The organism is Anabaena sp. WFMT, assembly GCF_051781005.1.
Classification (GTDB): Bacteria; Cyanobacteriota; Cyanobacteriia; order Cyanobacteriales; family Nostocaceae; genus Anabaena.
On sequence record NZ_JBPWOA010000026.1, the window covers coordinates 76,668 to 95,115 of the forward strand.

At 40.7% G+C, this 18,448-nt stretch carries 17 protein-coding genes and 1 pseudogene; 9 read left to right on the plus strand and 9 right to left on the minus strand.

The genetic code is table 11. The features are described 5' to 3' along the window. Positions 1 to 128: 128 nt before the first annotated feature. The 3 genes from ACSQ6I_RS17385 to gshA all read right to left on the minus strand — a co-directional run bounded on the left by ACSQ6I_RS17385 (position 129) and on the right by gshA (position 5,120). Positions 129 to 2,465 carry a peptidoglycan DD-metalloendopeptidase family protein gene (locus tag ACSQ6I_RS17385; protein WP_438891551.1) on the minus strand — a complete coding sequence of 779 codons (2,337 nt, stop codon included), beginning with the start codon at positions 2,463 to 2,465 and terminating at the stop codon, positions 129 to 131. A 778-nt stretch (positions 2,466 to 3,243) separates the two neighbouring features. Beyond that, entirely contained in the window at positions 3,244 to 3,705 is a 462-nt protein-coding gene (locus tag ACSQ6I_RS17390) for a tRNA (cytidine(34)-2'-O)-methyltransferase (protein ID WP_438891789.1), read from the minus strand. Positions 3,706 to 3,980: 275 nt separating this feature from the next. Further along, complete coding sequence (gene gshA / locus ACSQ6I_RS17395) at positions 3,981 to 5,120, minus strand: glutamate--cysteine ligase (RefSeq protein ID WP_438891552.1); 1,140 nt, start codon at positions 5,118 to 5,120, stop codon at positions 3,981 to 3,983. A 635-nt stretch (positions 5,121 to 5,755) separates the two neighbouring features. Here gshA and clpB point away from each other — a divergent pair. Both clpB and ACSQ6I_RS17405 read left to right on the plus strand, forming a co-directional pair. Then, positions 5,756 to 8,374: an ATP-dependent chaperone ClpB gene (clpB, locus tag ACSQ6I_RS17400; protein WP_438891553.1), complete on the plus strand. Its 2,619-nt coding sequence runs from the start codon at positions 5,756 to 5,758 to the stop codon at positions 8,372 to 8,374. Between the two features lie 374 nt (positions 8,375 to 8,748). Continuing rightward, entirely contained in the window at positions 8,749 to 8,976 is a 228-nt protein-coding gene (locus tag ACSQ6I_RS17405) for a Nif11-like leader peptide family natural product precursor (RefSeq protein WP_438891554.1), read from the plus strand. 183 nt (positions 8,977 to 9,159) lie between these two features. Here ACSQ6I_RS17405 and ACSQ6I_RS17410 read toward each other — a convergent pair whose 3' ends face one another. Further along, positions 9,160 to 9,735: a DUF924 family protein gene (locus ACSQ6I_RS17410; protein ID WP_438891555.1), complete on the minus strand. Its 576-nt coding sequence runs from the start codon at positions 9,733 to 9,735 to the stop codon at positions 9,160 to 9,162. A gap of 5 nt (positions 9,736 to 9,740) precedes the next feature. Then, the gene (locus tag ACSQ6I_RS17415; RefSeq protein WP_438891556.1) at positions 9,741 to 10,298 is read right to left on the minus strand and encodes an SRPBCC family protein; all 558 of its coding nucleotides are present in this window, start codon (positions 10,296 to 10,298) and stop codon (positions 9,741 to 9,743) included. Between the two features lie 345 nt (positions 10,299 to 10,643). Here ACSQ6I_RS17415 and ACSQ6I_RS17420 point away from each other — a divergent pair, with 345 nt between their 5' ends. Next, positions 10,644 to 10,838, plus strand: coding sequence for a hypothetical protein (locus ACSQ6I_RS17420; protein ID WP_438891557.1), 195 nt, complete (start codon positions 10,644 to 10,646; stop codon positions 10,836 to 10,838). Between the two features lie 226 nt (positions 10,839 to 11,064). Here ACSQ6I_RS17420 and ACSQ6I_RS17425 read toward each other — a convergent pair whose 3' ends face one another. Next, a complete protein-coding gene (locus ACSQ6I_RS17425) occupies positions 11,065 to 11,673 on the minus strand; it encodes a DUF4360 domain-containing protein (protein WP_438891558.1) in 609 nt (202 codons plus the stop codon). A gap of 715 nt (positions 11,674 to 12,388) precedes the next feature. Here ACSQ6I_RS17425 and ACSQ6I_RS17430 point away from each other — a divergent pair. After that, complete coding sequence (locus ACSQ6I_RS17430) at positions 12,389 to 13,633, plus strand: NAD(P)/FAD-dependent oxidoreductase (RefSeq protein ID WP_438891559.1); 1,245 nt, start codon at positions 12,389 to 12,391, stop codon at positions 13,631 to 13,633. Between the two features lie 236 nt (positions 13,634 to 13,869). Here the strand turns inward: ACSQ6I_RS17430 and ACSQ6I_RS17435 are convergent, their stop codons facing one another. Beyond that, positions 13,870 to 14,262 (minus strand): type II toxin-antitoxin system VapC family toxin, encoded by a 393-nt coding sequence (locus ACSQ6I_RS17435; RefSeq protein ID WP_438891560.1) that lies wholly within the window; start codon positions 14,260 to 14,262, stop codon positions 13,870 to 13,872. Further along, positions 14,262 to 14,486: a FitA-like ribbon-helix-helix domain-containing protein gene (locus tag ACSQ6I_RS17440; RefSeq protein WP_438891561.1), complete on the minus strand. Its 225-nt coding sequence runs from the start codon at positions 14,484 to 14,486 to the stop codon at positions 14,262 to 14,264. Before ACSQ6I_RS17440 ends, ACSQ6I_RS17435 begins: the two co-directional genes overlap by 1 nt. 195 nt (positions 14,487 to 14,681) lie before the next feature. Here ACSQ6I_RS17440 and lpxD point away from each other — a divergent pair, with 195 nt between their 5' ends. The 4 genes and pseudogenes from lpxD (at position 14,682) to ACSQ6I_RS17460 (ending at position 16,960) form a co-directional block, all read left to right on the plus strand. Further along, the gene (lpxD, locus tag ACSQ6I_RS17445; RefSeq protein ID WP_438891790.1) at positions 14,682 to 15,728 is read left to right on the plus strand and encodes a UDP-3-O-(3-hydroxymyristoyl)glucosamine N-acyltransferase; all 1,047 of its coding nucleotides are present in this window, start codon (positions 14,682 to 14,684) and stop codon (positions 15,726 to 15,728) included. Between the two features lie 249 nt (positions 15,729 to 15,977). Continuing rightward, positions 15,978 to 16,214: pseudogene (locus ACSQ6I_RS17450) on the plus strand (hypothetical protein); the annotation flags it as partial. A 154-nt stretch (positions 16,215 to 16,368) separates the two neighbouring features. Continuing rightward, entirely contained in the window at positions 16,369 to 16,614 is a 246-nt protein-coding gene (locus tag ACSQ6I_RS17455; protein WP_438891562.1) for a hypothetical protein, read from the plus strand. Further along, positions 16,607 to 16,960, plus strand: coding sequence for a type II toxin-antitoxin system PemK/MazF family toxin (locus ACSQ6I_RS17460; RefSeq protein ID WP_438891563.1), 354 nt, complete (start codon positions 16,607 to 16,609; stop codon positions 16,958 to 16,960). The genes ACSQ6I_RS17455 and ACSQ6I_RS17460 overlap by 8 nt, the downstream gene beginning before the upstream one ends. Before the next feature lie 3 nt (positions 16,961 to 16,963). Here ACSQ6I_RS17460 and ACSQ6I_RS17465 read toward each other — a convergent pair whose 3' ends face one another. After that, positions 16,964 to 17,869: a CoB--CoM heterodisulfide reductase iron-sulfur subunit B family protein gene (locus ACSQ6I_RS17465; protein WP_438891564.1), complete on the minus strand. Its 906-nt coding sequence runs from the start codon at positions 17,867 to 17,869 to the stop codon at positions 16,964 to 16,966. Between the two features lie 245 nt (positions 17,870 to 18,114). Here ACSQ6I_RS17465 and ACSQ6I_RS17470 point away from each other — a divergent pair, with 245 nt between their 5' ends. Next, positions 18,115 to 18,366, plus strand: coding sequence for an acyl carrier protein (locus ACSQ6I_RS17470; protein ID WP_438891565.1), 252 nt, complete (start codon positions 18,115 to 18,117; stop codon positions 18,364 to 18,366). Positions 18,367 to 18,448 lie beyond the last annotated feature (82 nt).

Below are 18,448 nucleotides of genomic sequence, written 5' to 3' on the forward strand. Positions count from 1 at the left end.
AGATAGCATACAAATTTAGCTGTGGCAATTCCCAATTAAAAAAATATCCCTAAAAATAAAAAAATAAAAGAGGGAGTTTATCCCCCCTCAAAAAACAAGGCAATACTTGAGTTAAAACCAGTTAGGTATTACAAACGATCCTTTGGAGGCATGAAAGCAATGGGGTTCACTGCACCCTTACCTGCTGGATGAACTTCAAAGTGGGTGTGGGGACCAGTGCTGAAACCAGTGCTACCCATAGCAGCAATTGTTTGCCCTTGTTCTACTGATTGACCTGCTTGTACTAAAATCCGGCTGTTGTGAGCATAGCGAGTCTTGCTGCCATCAGGATGGCGAATCTCGACTAAATTGCCATAACCACCATTATTCCAGCCTGCTTTTTCAACAACACCAGGAGCAGAGGCGTAAATTGGTGTGCCAGTAGAGTTAGCAATATCAATACCCCTGTGCATTCTTCCCCAGCGCTGACCATAGCCAGATGTGAGTACGCCCTTTGCTGGCCAAATATAAGCTGATGTTGAAGAATTAGAATTTTGGTCAACCGATCTTGGCAAGTATATATCCACTGCGGCCAACGGAGGCAAGGCTGGAGATACTCTACTTCCTCGCAATTTACCTAACGAATCAGTATTGGTTGTACCTGCGGGAGGAACTACCAATCTAATACCACCTGAGTTCCGAGAAGAACTGCCAGCAAAAGCTGTTTGATTTCGCAGGAATTCTGGGTTAATTGGCTCGTTAGTGATACGAGCAGCACGGAATGCTGGCTGAACAGGTTTTCCGCTGTAGCTGGGCAGAATTGGTTTAGGTACTGGAATTGCTACTGCATTCAATTGTGAATTCACCTTAAAAGGCTTGAATTCATTAGCATTTTCGACAGAAATAGGAATTCCTGCATTACCATCTTCAGCAACTGTGGAGATAACTATTCCAGACTCTTGGGCGCGATATTTTTCCCGTAGTCTCTCAATTTCAGCTTGTAAGCTGCGGAGACGCTCGTTACCCTTGGCCTTAACTACCTTTTGAGGCTGTCTTTTAGCCGTTCGCGCTTCAGCAACACTATAGGGTAGTGGAGTATCGCCACCAATACCATCAGCAGCAGCTTTGAGTTCAGTTGCTGGGTTCTGAAGCTGATTATCCTCAGCTACTGGCACAGGTATAGAGACTCTACTGGTGATAGCAGGAGTATTTACCCGCAGCTGATTTTCTTGAACTACTGGGATAGTAACACTGCTCTTGTTGCCAACTACTAATGACTGTGATACCTGAGGTAGATTAGCCTCTAAATTAGGTTTGCTCACAGGATAATTAGCAACTGTGGTATTACTTCCAGATTGGACGAAAGTAGGACTAGTTGGTACACTTGCCTGGTTGAAACTGCTACGCTCTGCTCTAGCACCAGGAATAATCAGTTGTTGGCTGATTTGCAGTTGATTAGGATCTTCTAGATTATTAGCTTGGACTAGTTCTGAGACTGAAGTACCGTAATTATTAGCAATTTCTGCTAATGTATCTCCGGGTTTAACTTCGTAGGTTTTTAGAGCTGATTGGGCGATAACTTTGGGTGCGGCTAGTGCAGGTTTTGTTACCTTCTGCTCTGCCTCACTTGTTTGTTTCTCCTGTTTTAATTTTGATATCAGGCTGGTTTGTTGGGCATCTCTCAAATTTTCCGACCGCGCTGCTAATGTGTTATCAGCTACAGTGGTTGGTTGTGCTATCTCAATACCAGCTTGTGATAAGTTTTGGGTCTCCTCAGACCGCAACTCCGCCAGACTATTTCTTAAACGGTTCGATTTTTCTTGTAAACGATTCAGAGCAAATTCTTGCTGCGCTTTCAGTTGTGCATTAACGTCATTACTGACTGTGTTTGCTGCTGCCACAGTGATATCTGTGGTTTGATTGCCAGCAACGCTCTGATTTCGAGTAAATTGTTGTCCTGTTTCGGGCAGATATTGATCTGCTTGTAATCTGGATTGAACTGAATTGCTATTCAATCTCTGCCCCGTTTGGGGTTGTAAGTAGGCTGCACTTTGGTCGGTTTCTAGCGCAGAAATTTGAACAGTCATTTCGTTGGCTGTAACTGGCCATTTAGCTTCAAGCCCAGGCACTTGCGAAACTGCTGTTGGTTCCAAGATGACAGGATTTTCAGGCACGCTCGCTGAGGAGACGGCTTGGGACTCCAGCTTTGTGGCTGTAAATTTGATCTCATTGTCAGAAACAGCTGGAATTGTTGAGGCTGCTTTTTGACTGCCAACAGGAGCCGCTGCTTGGGCTTGATCGCTTTGTCGAGTCACCAAAAGGCTGGTTGCGCCCATTGAGATTGCCAAGCCAATCATTGCGGCCTTGGTTCCCGCTCGGCGGTTTGGTTTGTGATTAGTCTCATTTAACTGCACTACCGGGACACCATCGCTGTTGGGGGTATTGTTCAACACAGCCTTCACTCTCTTTTTCAATGCTCGTTTCAAAGACGACCTCCTATGATCACTAGCGTTCAATAGACCTTGATTTTTCAGTTGGATACTAATCAATGATTTAGATCACATTAAACGACATATCAAGATCACATTCACCAGAGATACTTACGCAAGATTAACCTGCTTCTCTGATTTAGACAAGTTCATACTTGTGAGTAAACCTTAAATTTTTCGTGTTGACTTGTCTATTACCACTCTTCATAAAGTTCAGGACTGCTCGCTGTTGACAGTTATCTGTGCCGATGTTGCTTGTTAAGCGGGGACTAGACAAAAATGATGACTTTGCTGAATCCACGATCGCTGTTAGCATTTGCTCTGCTGTGACTTCTGAAAAAACGATGTTCCTGCTGTTGATATTTTCTAGGTTTTTTTATCCAATCAGTCTTATCAACACGAGACTTTACGCGGTTTATTCCCTAAAAAACAACCGTACAAACTCGCAGCAACTTTTGGGGTATTTGATTGTGTCTGAAAATACAAATTGCCAAGATGCTCTCCTGTTAAGGTTTTTGATGATTTTGTCCCTCTGTCAAATAGAATTTGAATTCACTAAAATCTATCATTGACAATTGACCTGGAATCAAAGTTTATATACAAATTTCTTATATTAGTTCTCTCCGATTGGCTAACACTTTTTGATATGAGGTTGAGAGGTGTTTTAAATTTTAGTCAATTTGATTGATTGTTTACGTATATTTCTATACGCCAAGGATTTAAACCGCTGCTTAATTGCAGGATAAAGCAGTTTTAATACTTAATAAATGGCTGTTTATTGTAAAAAATTTAACTGGCGGCGAGATTCAAATAAACTGATAGCTACACTTACGGATAAATTTAAGCTGCGAACTCCAGGTTCGGTCATGGGTATGTGGAGAATGGAGTCACAATGAGAGAGAACGGTTGCAGATAGACCAGTAGTTTCACTACCAAATAACAGCCAATCATCAGCTTGAAATTGACAATTTAGATAGTTGATGCTGCCTCTGACGCTAAAGCCTAACAATCTGCCTCCACGCTGCTGATGAATGATTTTGAATGCTTCTAGAGATTCGTGATGGTGCAGCTTAACGTAAGGCCAGTAATCTAAACCTGCTCTTTTGAGGTAGCGATCGCTAATTTCAAATCCTAAAGGCCCAACTAAATGCAGTTCTGTGCCTGTAGCGGCGCAAGTACGAGCAATATTGCCTGTATTAGGAGGAATTTGTGGGTTAACTAAGACTACCTGCGGCATGGTCACGTAATGTTAAGAATTCTATAGAACACTGTATCGCAATTAGAAAATCTACCGAAAGACAGATATCGACAACCTATAGGTTTTGTTAATAGGTCTGAAGTTGTAACTAGAGATTAGAATTTTAAAACGAAAAAAGTAGGATTTGGGGATTGGTCATTGGTCATTGGGAAGAGATTATAAATAATTTTCTCCCTGCTCCCCTTCGACTTGTCTTCGACACACTACGTGAACGCTCAGGGCAAGCCTGCCCCCTGCACCCTGCCCCCTGTCACCTAAGTCAATAAAGACGAACAGAGTTTGTTTTCTAGTTCCTGTTCCCGTTCTTGGGTGGCGACAATTGCTTGCTTAATGACACGCTGGGCATCAAAACCAACTTTGTGTAACTGTAACCACTGTTGGGCTTCGTTACCTTCGCGGAGAATTTTTTGTAAGGGGGAGAGGAAACAACTGAAGCCTTGTTGTTTAGCTATTGACCAAACGTCTTGATATATCTCGGAAATCCAATCTCTGGCGAGAATATTACTACCATCTTGCCAATGTTGCAATTGGGCATCAAGACTAGCCGTGGCTGCTGCCATTTCATTTTTAGCGGTTAAAGTGATCAGTTCTTCAGGAGATAAACTGCTTTGGGTTAAGGGGTCGATGCTGGGATTGTCAATGATTTGTAACAATCGAGCTTCTAGTAAAGCTGTGATTGCTAATAAGGAAATGGGATCTGTGACTAAATCACAAATTCGCAGTTCTAGACGATTTAGATCATAAGGGCGGCGATCGCCATTTGGCCGCACTGATGTCCACAAATGCCGGACATTTTGCATGGTTCCGGCGGCTAGTTGTGCTTCTACCCATTGGATATGATGGGCATGACTGGCAAATAAAGGTACGTGTGTGGGGGTTTGGGGGAAGAGTCCCCAACGGGTGGAATGATAGCCTGTGGCTTGACTATTGAGGAAAGGTGAGGAGGCACTGAGGGCTAATAATAGGGGTGCTTCCAGCCGGATAATTCGACAGGCACGCATTAAAATTTCTGGGTCACTGATACCAACATTGATGTGTACGCTGGCTGTGACTACTTTTGTACCGTAGGTTTGCTCAATGTAGTCATGATACGAGTTGGTGGGGTCAGAACGGTAAAAGCGATCGCTCCCACCCAAAGATAAGGTACTTCCTGGAATTAAGGTGTAATTGCCTAAACCCTGCAAATATTTACGCAATGTCCGTCGAGGACGCAACAAACCACATAATTGATTTTCATAATTAGTGGATGGATTAGTTATGTATTCTACGTTGCGGCTATCTGGCTCCCGCATAAACCCATCTAAATCTGTGATGATTTGGTCGGAGAGTCCGACGATTTCACCTTGAGGTGTGCCAGTATACATCTCAATCTCAAAGCCTTTCGTTAAGACCAATTTATTCTCCTCGGCTCTCCTAATTTGAATAAATTGTATCTAATTAGACGAATTTCTGCATCAAGGATGATGTAGATGGTAAGTTCTGGCTTCGAGAAATTGGCATTACTGAATTTTAGGTATAAAAATAATTTTACTTGATCTCAAAACCTTTGCAGAGACGTTCTCTGGGTAGAGATTCTCGGCTCTAGACCGAAAATCATACTTTAGTTCAGCAATACCCAAAAGCTTTCAGGTATTTCTGTAATTATCCTATTTGGCTGCTTTTAAAATTTTCACACTCACTTGCATGAGTATACACTAATAATAACACAAGAAATCAATAGGTCAATATCAATCGCCCAAAAGACGAAAACTCGTATATTATTGATAATATATCTCAATAATATTGAGAATAGATAGGATATTTTTCTCAATAAGCAGGAAAATACCTATTTTGGTTAAATCCCTATTGAAAAAACTTATAGAAGCTAAGAAGCTTGAAAGTGGAAATTTTTGCTTTTCCTGACTTCTGTCCTGATAATACTACCTTATCAAGATGTGAAGACCGATCCAGGTGAGAGCTTTCCTGTTTTTACAATAGTTCTATAAGGAATCAAAGCTCTGTGGATATGGAGTAATTTATATCAAAATCTATGCAACCCACTAATCCAAACCAATTTACAGAAAAAGCCTGGGAAGCGATCGCTCATACTCCCGATGTCGCCAAGCAATACCAACAGCAGCAGCTTGAAAGCGAACACTTGATGAAAGCACTGCTAGAACAAGATGGATTAGCTAATGCTATTTTTACTAAAGCAGGTGCAAATCTGGTAAAAGTGCGCGATCGCACCGACCAATTTATTTTACGTCAACCGAAAGTATCAGGTAGCAGTAGTTCTGTATATTTAGGACGCAGCTTAGATACACTACTTGATCGGGCAGAAAAATATCGTCAAGAATTTAAAGACGAATATATTTCAGTTGAACACATATTATTAGGTTACGCCAAAGATGACCGCTTTGGTAAAGCTCTATGCCAAGAATTTGGTTTAGATGAAAACAAACTAAAAAATATTATTAAACAAATTCGGGGGAGTCAAAAAGTGACAGATCAAAGTCCAGAAGGAAAATATCAATCACTAGAAAAATATGGGCGTGATTTAACAGATGCTGCTCGTAAAGGTCAATTAGATCCAGTCATTGGACGTGATGACGAAATTCGTCGCACTATTCAAATTCTCTCCCGTCGGACTAAAAATAATCCTGTATTAATCGGTGAACCTGGTGTAGGTAAAACGGCTATAGCTGAAGGATTAGCACAGCGAATAGTTGCTGGTGATGTTCCCCAATCTCTCAAAGATCGGACATTAATTAGCTTAGATATGGGGGCTTTAATTGCGGGGGCAAAATTCAGAGGTGAATTTGAAGAACGCCTGAAAGCCGTATTAAAAGAAGTCACCGATTCTGGTGGTAATATTGTTTTGTTTATTGATGAAATTCATACCGTTGTTGGTGCAGGTGCAACACAAGGGGCTATGGATGCGGGTAATTTGTTAAAACCAATGTTAGCGCGGGGAGAACTGCGTTGTATTGGGGCGACAACTTTAGATGAATATCGCAAACATATCGAAAAAGATGCGGCTTTAGAAAGACGCTTCCAACAAGTTTATGTAGATCAACCAAGTGTGGAAGATACGGTTTCGATTTTGCGCGGTTTGAGAGAACGGTATGAAAACCACCACGGGGTAAAGATTTCTGATAGTGCCTTGGTTGCAGCTGCGACGTTATCGAGTCGTTATATTAGCGATCGCTTTTTACCAGACAAAGCCATCGACCTAGTAGACGAAGCCGCAGCCAGGCTGAAAATGGAAATTACCTCCAAACCCGAAGAACTTGACGAAATCGATCGCAAGATTTTACAGTTGGAAATGGAAAGGTTATCACTCAAAAAAGAAAGTGATGCTGCTTCTAGAGAACGTCTCGAAAGGCTCGAAAAAGAAATTGCCGATTTCAAAGAAGAACAAAGAACTTTGAGTACACAATGGCAATCGGAAAAAGACATTATCGACAAAATTCAATCTGTAAAAAAAGAGATTGAAAAAGTTAACCTAGAAATCCAGCAAGCCGAACGAGACTATGACCTCAATCGCGCAGCCGAATTGAAATATGGGACTTTAACCAATTTACATCGCCAATTAGAAGATGCAGAAAACGAACTCACAAATACCCAAGGAACTGGTAAATCTCTGTTACGGGAGGAAGTCACCGAATCTGATATTGCCGAAATTATTTCTAAATGGACAGGAATTCCCATCAGCAAATTGGTGGAATCGGAAAAAGAAAAACTACTACATTTAGAAGATGAACTTCATCACCGTGTCGTCGGCCAAGCTGAAGCCGTCACAGCAGTAGCAGATGCAATTCAACGTTCTCGCGCTGGACTTTCTGACCCGAACCGCCCCATTGCTAGTTTTATTTTCCTCGGTCCCACTGGTGTAGGTAAAACCGAATTAGCCAAAGCCCTGGCTGCATATATGTTCGACACCGAAGAATCTTTAGTGCGGATTGATATGTCAGAATATATGGAGAAACACACCGTTTCTCGGTTAATTGGTGCGCCTCCCGGATATGTGGGTTACGAAGAAGGAGGACAATTAACAGAAGCGATTCGTCGTCGTCCTTACGCCGTGATTCTGTTCGACGAAATCGAGAAAGCCCACCCTGATGTATTTAATATTTTCTTGCAAATTCTTGATGATGGTCGCGTCACTGATGCCCAAGGTCGAACAGTAGACTTTAAAAACTGTATCATCATCATGACTAGTAACATCGGTTCGCAGTACATTCTAGATGTGGCTGGTGATGACTCCCGTTATGATGAAATGCGTCATCGTGTTATGGAGGCAATGCGAGGTAGCTTCCGTCCTGAGTTCCTCAACCGAGTTGATGAATTTATCATCTTCCACAGTTTACAAAAATCGGAATTACGGCAAATTGTCCAGTTACAAGTGGATAGGCTCAGACAAAGATTGAGCGACAGAAAAATGTCCCTGCGATTATCCGATTCCGCTCTTGACTTTTTAGCCGAAGTAGGATATGATCCCGTTTTCGGAGCAAGACCATTAAAGCGGGCAATTCAGCGAGAGTTAGAAACCCAAATCGCTAAAGCCATTTTGCGGGGTGAATTCAACGACGGTGATACCATTTTTGTTGATGTGCAGAACGAACGCCTTTCATTTAGTCGTTTACCTGTGGAGGTATTCACCAGTTAGTTTCACTCATCAACCCGGCTACTTGCAACAGTCGCGTGTATTAGATATATAGAAAGTAGAGACGTTATACTGCAAACGGGTAAAATCTGGACTTATGTCATACTGTATTCCTAACGGGAGCGTAGCCATACGTAACGTAGTGCAGCGAAGTATCTCGGAGATTCTTCACTTCGTTCAGAATGACACTTTTAGCCCGTTTTTAGTATATATGGAACGTCTCTACAAAGGTTCTGGATGATGCCTATTTAAATTCGGCCGATGTTTATTAATATTTTTGGTAAATTAAAATTTTTTACTTATCGAAACAATTAACTAGAATGTACTCTCAATCAAGGTATTTTTGAGTAGTAGAAAAATATAAAATATTCGAGTATATGTCTTTAGAACAAGTTGAAAGTTTTTATGAGATGTTGAGCTCAGAGACAACTCTTTATGAGTTATACCATCACAGTTGCTGTCAGATAGGACTTTTTGACAGTTGTCATTGGGATAAAGCCAAAATTGTCAATTTTGCCGCTAATCTTGGCTACAGCTTTACTGAAGGTGAATTAGAGGAATTATTGTTTACAAGTGAGCCTGTAAAATTAATTCGTAATTCGTAATATAGCCGTTCCCATGCTCGTGAGGTACAAAGTTTTTTCGTTTTAGGGAACAGGGAACAGTGAATAAATTGGTGTGTACTTCATTAGACTGGGAAACGCTATAGTACTTCCGGTCTTGTTAAAAAAGTGAGTGGGTTTACACTCAGCAATCACCCTACCCACTTACTTAATTTGCAAAACCAACTAAAAAGATGAACCAGGCTGCTGTAAAAACTCTTCTTCCTCTGGGGTAGATATACGTCCCAAAATGTGGTTACGATGAGGAAAGCGCCCAAAACGGGAAATTATTTTCATATGCTCAAAAGCAGATTCAATCGCAATAATACTATCAGAATCGTGACTAAGTTGCTGAAATAGCTTTACACATTGACGCTGATGAGCTAGATTTTCACTGTGTTCAAAGGGTAAGTAAATAAACCAGCGTTGTACAGGCAATAATTCTCGGTCATAACCTTGTGCAACTGCGTGTTGTGCTGCTGAGAGTGCTTCCCAGTCAGTTGCAAAGGCTTCTGGGGTATCACGAAACATATTTCGGGAAAATTGATCTAGCAATAAGATCAAAGCTAGACAGGTTTCGGGTGTATTTATCCAATCGTCTAAATATCCCGTTGCTGCTTTTTGGTAATCTTCAAAAAACCGGGTGCGGATTTCTTCGTCAATCTCTGGTTGTTTGTGAAACCAAAATTGTTGAGGTTTACCGTAATCTGATTCATGAGGATGACCAAACCAAAATTCCAAAATAGCTTTTGCCTTTGACATTGCTGTTATTGAGTATTACAAAGCACTTGTCGCATTTTACGCATATTTGTAGGTAATTCCAAACTCATTGCTTGTTGAATGAAAATGGAAGGGATGGGAATATGAGGTGTTGCTTGGACTGAATAAGCTATCAATGTGCCATTACCCCAATCTTTTAGGTCTAAATTGGCATGAAAGTCTTCAAAACTGCCTCTTTCCATCCTAAATTGAATTTGTTGACCTATGACTTCAACGACGTTCAGGTAAATTTCAACTTGGGCTGTAAAAAATAAAAATGCTTTTTGTGCTGCTTGATACAGAAATTTTGCGTCGCCTTTAGATGTAATTTCGCTTTTAGTGATATCAGGAAAATATTGTACCCAACGTGGGTAGTCAGTAAGTTGCTGCCATACATTGGAGCGCACTAAGGGTAAATACATCCACGCGGTGACAGCACCACCCCAGGTAGTATGCGATCGCGTTTCTAGCAAAATTTCACCCTGTAACAGCAATTTTTGCTTGTCTTGACTCCACAACATATTTGAACCTTTTATATTTGAGTCTGAAATATTAAACGCAGACATAGTTATTTTCATTACTCCTCAATGAACAGACTAAACCTAGCTGTGAAACTGGAAATTATCTTCTAATTACAGTTAAATTCGGAGACTTTCTGGAAACGATTTAATTTAAGTTTATTCTGACTAAAAAAATATATTTTAATATTACTTAACATTCGTATAAACTATAGTACTTCATTCAGTAGCAGACGTGTAAATCAAAAATTGAGTGAATAACAGCTAGAATGACACAAACATGATTGATGTCTTAACTTGCAATCCTAGTTAAAATTTTCCTAGTATCTAACCATTTTCATGACTAATCTTGAGTATAACTGTAAATTTAACTGAAATTGAGAGGAAAACAGAGTGAATCAATCTTCCATAAATCGCAAATTAACCCAAATACTGGGTATCCTTCTGGGTATGGGAATAGCCATTTGGATACTTAGAGGCTTGGGAATTCTGACTTTTATTCCTGGTGGTGTGATTTTGCTATTATTCTTAAGTGCGATCGCACTAGGGATTTTAAATTCTCTTCAAAGGAGATGGTGGCGTGTTTGATATCTATTAAATTAAATACTTTGCGTTTGTTTGCGTCTGCGTCTTGATAGAGCATATTCCAGGTAAATAAGGTAAAAAAATTTAATCACAAAGCTATGCCACAATAGGGTTTTATCTCTGTTTGTGTAACGTGGCATAGTCATTGGCTGATAGCTGATTTATGATAAGCTGTTAGGAAAGGAAATAAGGATTGACAGTCCCTACTTTGAAAAGCGGAAAATCAGCATTATTTACGGCAACTTCGATATTTAATGTGATAAACCAAGCCACGGTGAGTCAGATCAAAGGAGTCAACGGTTGCCATACCTTGACCACTGGCGATCATTGCAGCATTCACACGCATATTTACACTATCGCCACAACTTGACCAGATATCACCCACAGTTGCTAATTTATCTCGAACGTTGTAATCAGTTTCGCCTCTAAATGTTCTAGTAAAAACAGGGCCACGCTGACCAGCAAAAAAGTACTCTGCTCTTAGTCTCCCAGTTGTGGCGGGAGCAACATAGCCCCGATAATCAGCATCGTAGAAGGAAATTTGAAAGCCTTGGGGAACTTTAATCGGTATGCTCAAATTACAGCTTTTACGTGCTTCCGCTGATTTATTCCCTAGAGCTACAAACTTATCAAAGAGAATACTTAGCTCTTGGCCATCGGGACTGACGCTTACACTAGCAGATCCTTCAGGACAACCGTTACCACCATAGTTTGCGCCTACAATTTTAACTTTTTCGTTAGCAAAGGCGGGTCCGAAAGAAGCCGTCATCAGCGCAGATGCAGCCAGAAAAACTTGTACAAATTTGAGAGATGTATTCTTTAGATTTTGGTAATTCATAAATGTTAAGTTCACAGTTTTTAAGCAAAGTTGTTATTTCAACAAACTCATGAATATCAAGATGGACATGAGGAAGGGTTTGGTTTTGAACAAACCAAATTAGAAAACTAAAATTTTCAACAACCTCTTGAAAATCAAGACTGACATGAGGATGAATTTGGTTCCAAGCAAACCAAATTAGAAAACTAAAATTTTCAACAACCTCTTGAATATCAAGACCGACATGAGCATGGATTTAGTTCCAAGCAAACCAAATTAGCAAACAAACTTAACCTGTTTCCAATAAGAGACTGCCAAATAAAACAATATCTCATGGTTTTTAAGGAACACCAAAAAATAAATTACCCAAAAATCGTAGGGTGGGTATGGCTACGCCACGCAGGCTAGAGAACGTTAGTCCGTAACCCACCATAAATTTAGGGATAATGGTGGGTTACGCTGCGCTAACCCACCCTACAAATTGGGGATTTTTTTATTTGGAAGTTCCTTAGGACAGGGAGAGGAAAAGTCGTTTTGATGCGGTTAAATAGGATAATTTATTTTTTGGAGTTCACTAAAAGGCATATAAAATAGTATGTACGAACTAGTTAAATAGAGATTGAAGGAAGGATCAATAAGAAGAAATCTGATTAATTTGACATGAAGAAATAAAAAGATGGTAAAACTGCAAAGCTGATGTAGCAAGTCTTTTACAGTCTAAAATTTAAAATCTAAAATGGTATTACCGTTGCAAATTGTAGTTATTGGTGGTGGGGCTGCGGGATTTTTTGGTGCGATCGCTTGTGCTGAAGCTAATCCCCAAGCCAAAGTTACATTAACTGAAGCCAGTCGTCAACCTTTGGCGAAAGTGCTAATTTCCGGTGGGGGACGCTGTAATGTCACTCACGCTTGTTTTGATCCTGAAGAATTAGTCCTCAATTACCCCAGGGGTGGAAAAGCCTTGCGGGGTGCCTTCACTCGTTTTCAACCCCTAGACACCGTAGACTGGTTTGTAGCTCATGGTGTAAATTTGAAAACTGAAGCTGATGGGCGGATGTTTCCGATTACAGATCGTTCCGAAACTATAGCCGAATGTCTGATTAAAGCGGCATTTACTGCGGGGTTAGAACTGAGTATTGGCACACCTGTAATTTCTGTGAACCGACAAAATGAAGGGTTTGAAATTATTTTCAAGTCAGGAGAAACTAAATATTGCGATCGCTTGCTTTTAGCTACAGGCAGCAGCATCATAGGTTATAAAATCGCCAGAGAATTAGGTCATCACATCGAACCCCCAGTCCCTTCTTTATTTACCTTCAATATTGCTGACCCTAAATTGCGAGCATTAGCAGGAATTAGCGTTAATCCTGTAAATCTGCGGTTATCAATTGCAGGTAAAAACCAATTACAACAAACAGGCCCCTTGTTAATTACCCATTGGGGTTTAAGTGGTCCGGCTGTCCTCAAACTTTCCGCTTGGGGTGCAAGAATTCTCAATCAAAACCGCTATCAATGTAAATTATTCATTAATTGGTTGCCAAACTTACAACAAGAAGAAGTTAGACAAAAGCTGTTAGACGTAAAAGAGGAATGGGGCAAAAAAGCGATCGCACTCCATCGTGGCGTAGACTTACCTCACCGTCTCTGGCAATATCTGATCAGCCGTGCAGATATAACCACAGAAGATCGTTGGTCAGGTATTTCTAATAAAACCTTAAATCAGCTAGTCCAAGAAATTTCTCAGGGAGAATATGCAATTACAGGTAAAGGTGCTTTTAAAGAAGAATTCGTTACCTGTGGTGGGGTTAGCCTCAAAGAAGTTAACTTTAAAACAATGGAAAGTAAGTTAGTTCCGGGTTTATACTTTGCTGGTGAAATATTGGATGTTGATGGTATCACTGGTGGCTTTAACTTCCAAAGTGCTTGGACAACTGCCTACTTAGCTGGTAGAGAAATGGGAATGGAAGGAGTTCAGAAGTAAGGAGTATGGCTGTGCGATTCGTTGCGCTATCAGGAGTTGAGAATGAATTCAGTGAGATTCAGACCCCCATTATAAGGAAACCTGAATCCCCTGGATTACCAGCCTTGTAGGCTTTAATTAGGGTTTGCAGGTTAAAAATGAGCAAACGTATAGCATTGGTGACAAGCGATCGCTTGTTTTTTCTGCATTCGCCTGATGCACTTATTACCTTTTTTGTCAAGTGTGCAATTTCTAACCTATTCCAGTAATAGAACCCTATCACCAAACTTAGCTGCCAGTTTCCGATCATAAGTCAGCACCTGAATATCAGATTGAATTGCTGCTGCCACGAATAACGTATCGTAGAACGAATGACTTGCCTCGACTGCTAGTTTTAGAGCAACATCTCGAATTTGAGAACTGGAAATCATGACATCAACCAATGCCTCGGCATCTTGCATCGCATCTAATCCCATTTGCAATGGTAGTTGTCTAAATTGTATCCATTGCCAGATCACATTGCCCAACTCAGCAAACAACGAATCAGGCACCACAATCTGATCTACACTTTCTAAAGCAGCGATCGCCTGTTCATACCTGTCCTCTACGTGTAAGAGAGTATAGGCAAACACCATCGTATCAATTACCATCAAGGTCGTCCTTCTGATTTCCAAGACTGCACCCGACTTTCTGCTTCCATCGGTAATGTCTCCGTCCGTTGACGAATACGATCAAGCACTTCATCCCGTTGTCCATAGCGTTTTTGCAACAAATCACGGACTTCTTGCTCCATCGAAACCCCTTTTTGTGCCGCCAAGCGTTTAATGCGATTAAGCAACTCATCAGATATATTGCGAATTGTAATTGTTGCCATACTGCCTCCTTTGCTAATGATGCTTTACTACCGGGTCATTACCTAAATGATAGCACTTTGCTGGCATTTGATTAATCACCTGGATTACAAGCCTTGTAGGGTTTCATTAGGATTGGCAGGTTAAAAATGAGCGAACGTACAGTAACTGAGCAAAATGTGATAAATAAAAAGCAAAAGAAAATATATGATCCAATAATGAAATTTAGTGAAATTCTCAGCCAATTAGCAGACACAGTTACTTCTCACAGTATTACTAGTCAGCCCAACCAAAACCCAGAAATTACTGGAGTAGCAGCTATTGATGAAGCTAAAAAGGGTGCTATCAGCTATGTGGAAGGTGGAAAGTTTGCCTCTTTAATCAATTCGACAGAGGCTAGTGCTTTAATTTTGCCTCTGGATGAAAAGTTGCAAATCCAAGCTACAGAAAAGGGTATTGCATGGTTAGCAACTCCCGAACCACGTTTATTATTTGCTAAAGCGATCGCTCTTTTTTATCAACCATATCGTCCCAATCCAGATATACACACCACCGCAGTCATTCACCCCACTGCCAAAATCGGTAATGATGTTTATATTGGCGCTCATGTGGTGATTTCCCAAGGTGTGGAAATTGGCAATGGTGCAATCATTCATCCCAATGTGGTAATTTATCCAGATGGGAAAATAGGCGATCGCACAACTCTACACGCTAACTGTAGCATTCACGAACGTACCATCATTGGTGCAGATTGCGTAATTCATAGCGGTGCTGTCATTGGTGCAGAAGGCTTTGGCTTTGTTCCCACCCGCACAGGTTGGTTGAAAATGGAACAATCTGGTTATACAGTTTTAGAAGACGGGGTAGAAATTGGTTGTAACAGTGCAGTTGATCGTCCCGCAGTGGGGGAAACTAGAATCGGACGCAATACCAAAATTGACAACTTAGTGCAGATAGGACATGGATGTCAAATTGGTTCTGGTTGTGCGATCGCAGGTCAAGCAGGTATGGCTGGTGGTGTGAAGGTGGGAAATAGGGTAATTTTAGCCGGACAGTCAGGAATAGCCAATCAGGTCAAAATTGGAGATGGTGCGATCGCATCTGCTCAAGCCGGCATTCACAACAATGTCGCACCGGGGGAGATTGTTTCTGGTAGTCCAGCAATGCCACACAAACTATATCTCAAAGTATCTGCTGTTTATAGTCGCTTGCCAGATATATATCAATCTCTCAAACAATTGCAGCGTCAACTAGGACAAAAGTAAACGGTTCATTCAACAATCCTACATAGTTTCTGGGAAGCACTGCTAAATAAAGTAGGGTTTCCCTGACTGATTACAAGGGCATAAATGCGATCGTTTTTATTACACATTCCGCACCCCCTGGTGTCACAATTGATTATTAAGCCAGGATAATATATGGAATAATTCTAGATATGCATCCTCAATGGGGTAGTTATACGGTTATCTTATGTATAAGAATAGAATATTACCTATATATAATTACTTAATAACAAACGTGGCAAAGAACTCTATGAAAATAGCATTCGTTCTCAAGTAGAAACACCAGAAAATATCGGCAAAATTATCTCAATCAATGTTGAGACTGGCGAATATGAAATAGGTGATGATTTACTGACAACAAGTCTGCGGCTACGAACCAAACAAGCAGATGTAGCACTTTGGACAGAAAGAATTGGGTTTAATGCCTTCTATGCGGTTGGTGGTACATTGGTTAGGACGGTAGAGTGATAAATGAAACTATAGTTGGGCTTCAAGCACAAATAGATATTCAAGGAGTAGGACGAGAAAAAAGATTGATTTTAGTTTTAGAAGGGTTATTACTAGTAAGAATAAGAATAAATGATAAATTGCACTAAATTCGCCATCCTCTTCTGAAAAACTAATGATTCTAAAAAATATGATAAAAACTCAAGTTTTAGAAGCAATCAAGCAAATGCCGAATGTGGAACGACTGGAGGTAATTGAATTTGCCTTGCGGTTAGTGCGAGAAGATATGGATAAACCAGAAAAACTCAGCTTAACGGCTGCGGCTGAAGTCATGCGAGCCTTCTATGCAGAAGGCAGTGAACTGACTGAGTTTGTTGATACTTGTGATGAAGACTTTCAAGAATATCACGACTATGCGTAGAGGTCAGATTTGGCTCTATAGTGCTGACCCCACTATGGGGGATGAAATTGGTAAAACACGCCCTTGTGTGATTGTTAGCAATGATGAGATCGGGGTTCTCCGTTTGAAAGTTGTTGTGCCAATTACAGGCTGGAATGACGCATTTACTGAAGTTCCCTGGATGGTAAGAGTTGAACCTACAACAGACAATAGATTGAGCAAATTGTCAGCCGCAGATGCGTTTCAGGTACGTTCTGTCTCCCAGCAAAGACTGATCAGGCAAGTGGGAACCCTGACTGACAAGACAATGCAAGGAATCAGTCAAGCTTTAGCCGTTGTTTTGAATATTAGCAGCGTAGGCTTTTAGCTGTTAAAATCCCAATTTTTCCAAAACTGGTTTTGTGGAAACAATATGACGTTCTAAACCCAATTCTTTCGGACTCACACCTAACGCCAAAGCAATTAATTGAGGTAAATGTAAAATAGGTAAACCTAATTTTTTCTCAATTACTTTTTCTACCTCTGGTTGACGAGAATCTAAATTAAGATGACACAAAGGACAAGGTGTCACAATACAATCAGCACCATTTTCTAAAGCGTCTTGAATATGCATTCCTGCCATTTTGAAAGATTCATTAGTGGCATAGCTAGATAAAGGCCAACCACAGCATTGAGTGCGACCACGATAATATACAGGTGTTGCACCTACTGCCCGAAAGACATTTTCCATCGCTTCTGGTTGGAAAGGGTCATCATAGGGCATGGATTTTTGAGCGCGGAGGAGATAACAGCCATAAAAAGCTGCACATTTGAGGTTAGATAATTTGCGGGTGACGCGATCGCTAATTTCCTCTAAACCATAATCTGTAACTAAGGCGTAAAGTAGATGTTTAACTTCTGTACTACCGCGATAAGGTGAACAACCTTCTTTTTGCAACAACCCATTAACTTGATTTAAATAAGTGGGGTTAGTAGACTGGCATTCTTTCAAACGTTCATCAACATGACCAATTACACCCTGACAAGTGCTGCAATGAGTCAAAAGGGGTAGATTTAATTCTTCTGCTAAAGCTATATTCCTGGCATTAACCGTATCTTCCAATAATTGGGAATCTTCTTTAAACGTACCAGACCCGCAGCAGGCAGCTTTTTTTAATTCAATAAGTTCAATACCGAGTTTTTGGGTAAGTGCCTGTGTTGATAAATAAAGCTCCCGACAGGCTCCTTGAGCCACACAACCTGGGTAGTAAGCGTATTTGAGCGTTTGAGATAGCATATAATTTTAAAGAGAGAATAGGGAATGGGTAACAGGAAACAAGGGGGTTTTAGATAGTAATTTATACCCTATCTGAAACATACCACTTAATAGAAAGAGGAGTCTTTTACTCCTGGATAGATAACCGGAAATAGGAAAAACCCTGAGAAGTATACGGGCGATCACGCTTTCCGATAAGATATATATGCTCAAAAAACGTTTCTCGTAAAGAGCAGATCATAGCAACTGGTTAAGGACTTTTATCTATGAGCCAAGCAGATATTTTTGAAAGGGTACAGTCAATCGTCGTCGAACAACTGGAAATTGACGCGGAGAAAGTCGTACCAAATGCCACATTTACAGATGATTTAGGGGCAGATTCCCTAGATATCGTGGAATTGGTCATGGCTTTGGAAGAAGAATTTGAGATCGAAATTCCTGATGAAGATGCCGAAAAGATCCTAACCGTGCAAGATGTAGTTAATTACATCAAAAATCACGTTGCTGCATCTGCCTGAAACAGTTCTGAGTCCTGAATATGTAGAAGACTCTGGGCTTTTCTTTGAGAAGCACTCAATATCAATATATTCACTCAGGACT

What these genes read in the sequence shown, in the direction of transcription:
- ACSQ6I_RS17390 (WP_438891789.1), bottom strand. Translation starts at nt 3,705, where the DNA reads ATGCCGCAGGTAGTCTTAGTTAACCCACAAATTCCTCCTAATACAGGC.
- clpB (WP_438891553.1), top strand. Translation starts at nt 5,756, where the DNA reads ATGCAACCCACTAATCCAAACCAATTTACAGAAAAAGCCTGGGAAGCG.
- ACSQ6I_RS17405 (WP_438891554.1), top strand. Translation starts at nt 8,749, where the DNA reads ATGTCTTTAGAACAAGTTGAAAGTTTTTATGAGATGTTGAGCTCAGAG.
- ACSQ6I_RS17410 (WP_438891555.1), bottom strand. Translation starts at nt 9,735, where the DNA reads ATGTCAAAGGCAAAAGCTATTTTGGAATTTTGGTTTGGTCATCCTCAT.
- ACSQ6I_RS17415 (WP_438891556.1), bottom strand. Translation starts at nt 10,298, where the DNA reads ATGTCTGCGTTTAATATTTCAGACTCAAATATAAAAGGTTCAAATATG.
- ACSQ6I_RS17425 (WP_438891558.1), bottom strand. Translation starts at nt 11,673, where the DNA reads ATGAATTACCAAAATCTAAAGAATACATCTCTCAAATTTGTACAAGTT.
- ACSQ6I_RS17430 (WP_438891559.1), top strand. Translation starts at nt 12,389, where the DNA reads ATGGTATTACCGTTGCAAATTGTAGTTATTGGTGGTGGGGCTGCGGGA.
- ACSQ6I_RS17435 (WP_438891560.1), bottom strand. Translation starts at nt 14,262, where the DNA reads ATGGTAATTGATACGATGGTGTTTGCCTATACTCTCTTACACGTAGAG.
- ACSQ6I_RS17440 (WP_438891561.1), bottom strand. Translation starts at nt 14,486, where the DNA reads ATGGCAACAATTACAATTCGCAATATATCTGATGAGTTGCTTAATCGC.
- lpxD (WP_438891790.1), top strand. Translation starts at nt 14,682, where the DNA reads ATGAAATTTAGTGAAATTCTCAGCCAATTAGCAGACACAGTTACTTCT.
- ACSQ6I_RS17455 (WP_438891562.1), top strand. Translation starts at nt 16,369, where the DNA reads ATGATTCTAAAAAATATGATAAAAACTCAAGTTTTAGAAGCAATCAAG.
- ACSQ6I_RS17460 (WP_438891563.1), top strand. Translation starts at nt 16,607, where the DNA reads ATGCGTAGAGGTCAGATTTGGCTCTATAGTGCTGACCCCACTATGGGG.
- ACSQ6I_RS17465 (WP_438891564.1), bottom strand. Translation starts at nt 17,869, where the DNA reads ATGCTATCTCAAACGCTCAAATACGCTTACTACCCAGGTTGTGTGGCT.
- ACSQ6I_RS17470 (WP_438891565.1), top strand. Translation starts at nt 18,115, where the DNA reads ATGAGCCAAGCAGATATTTTTGAAAGGGTACAGTCAATCGTCGTCGAA.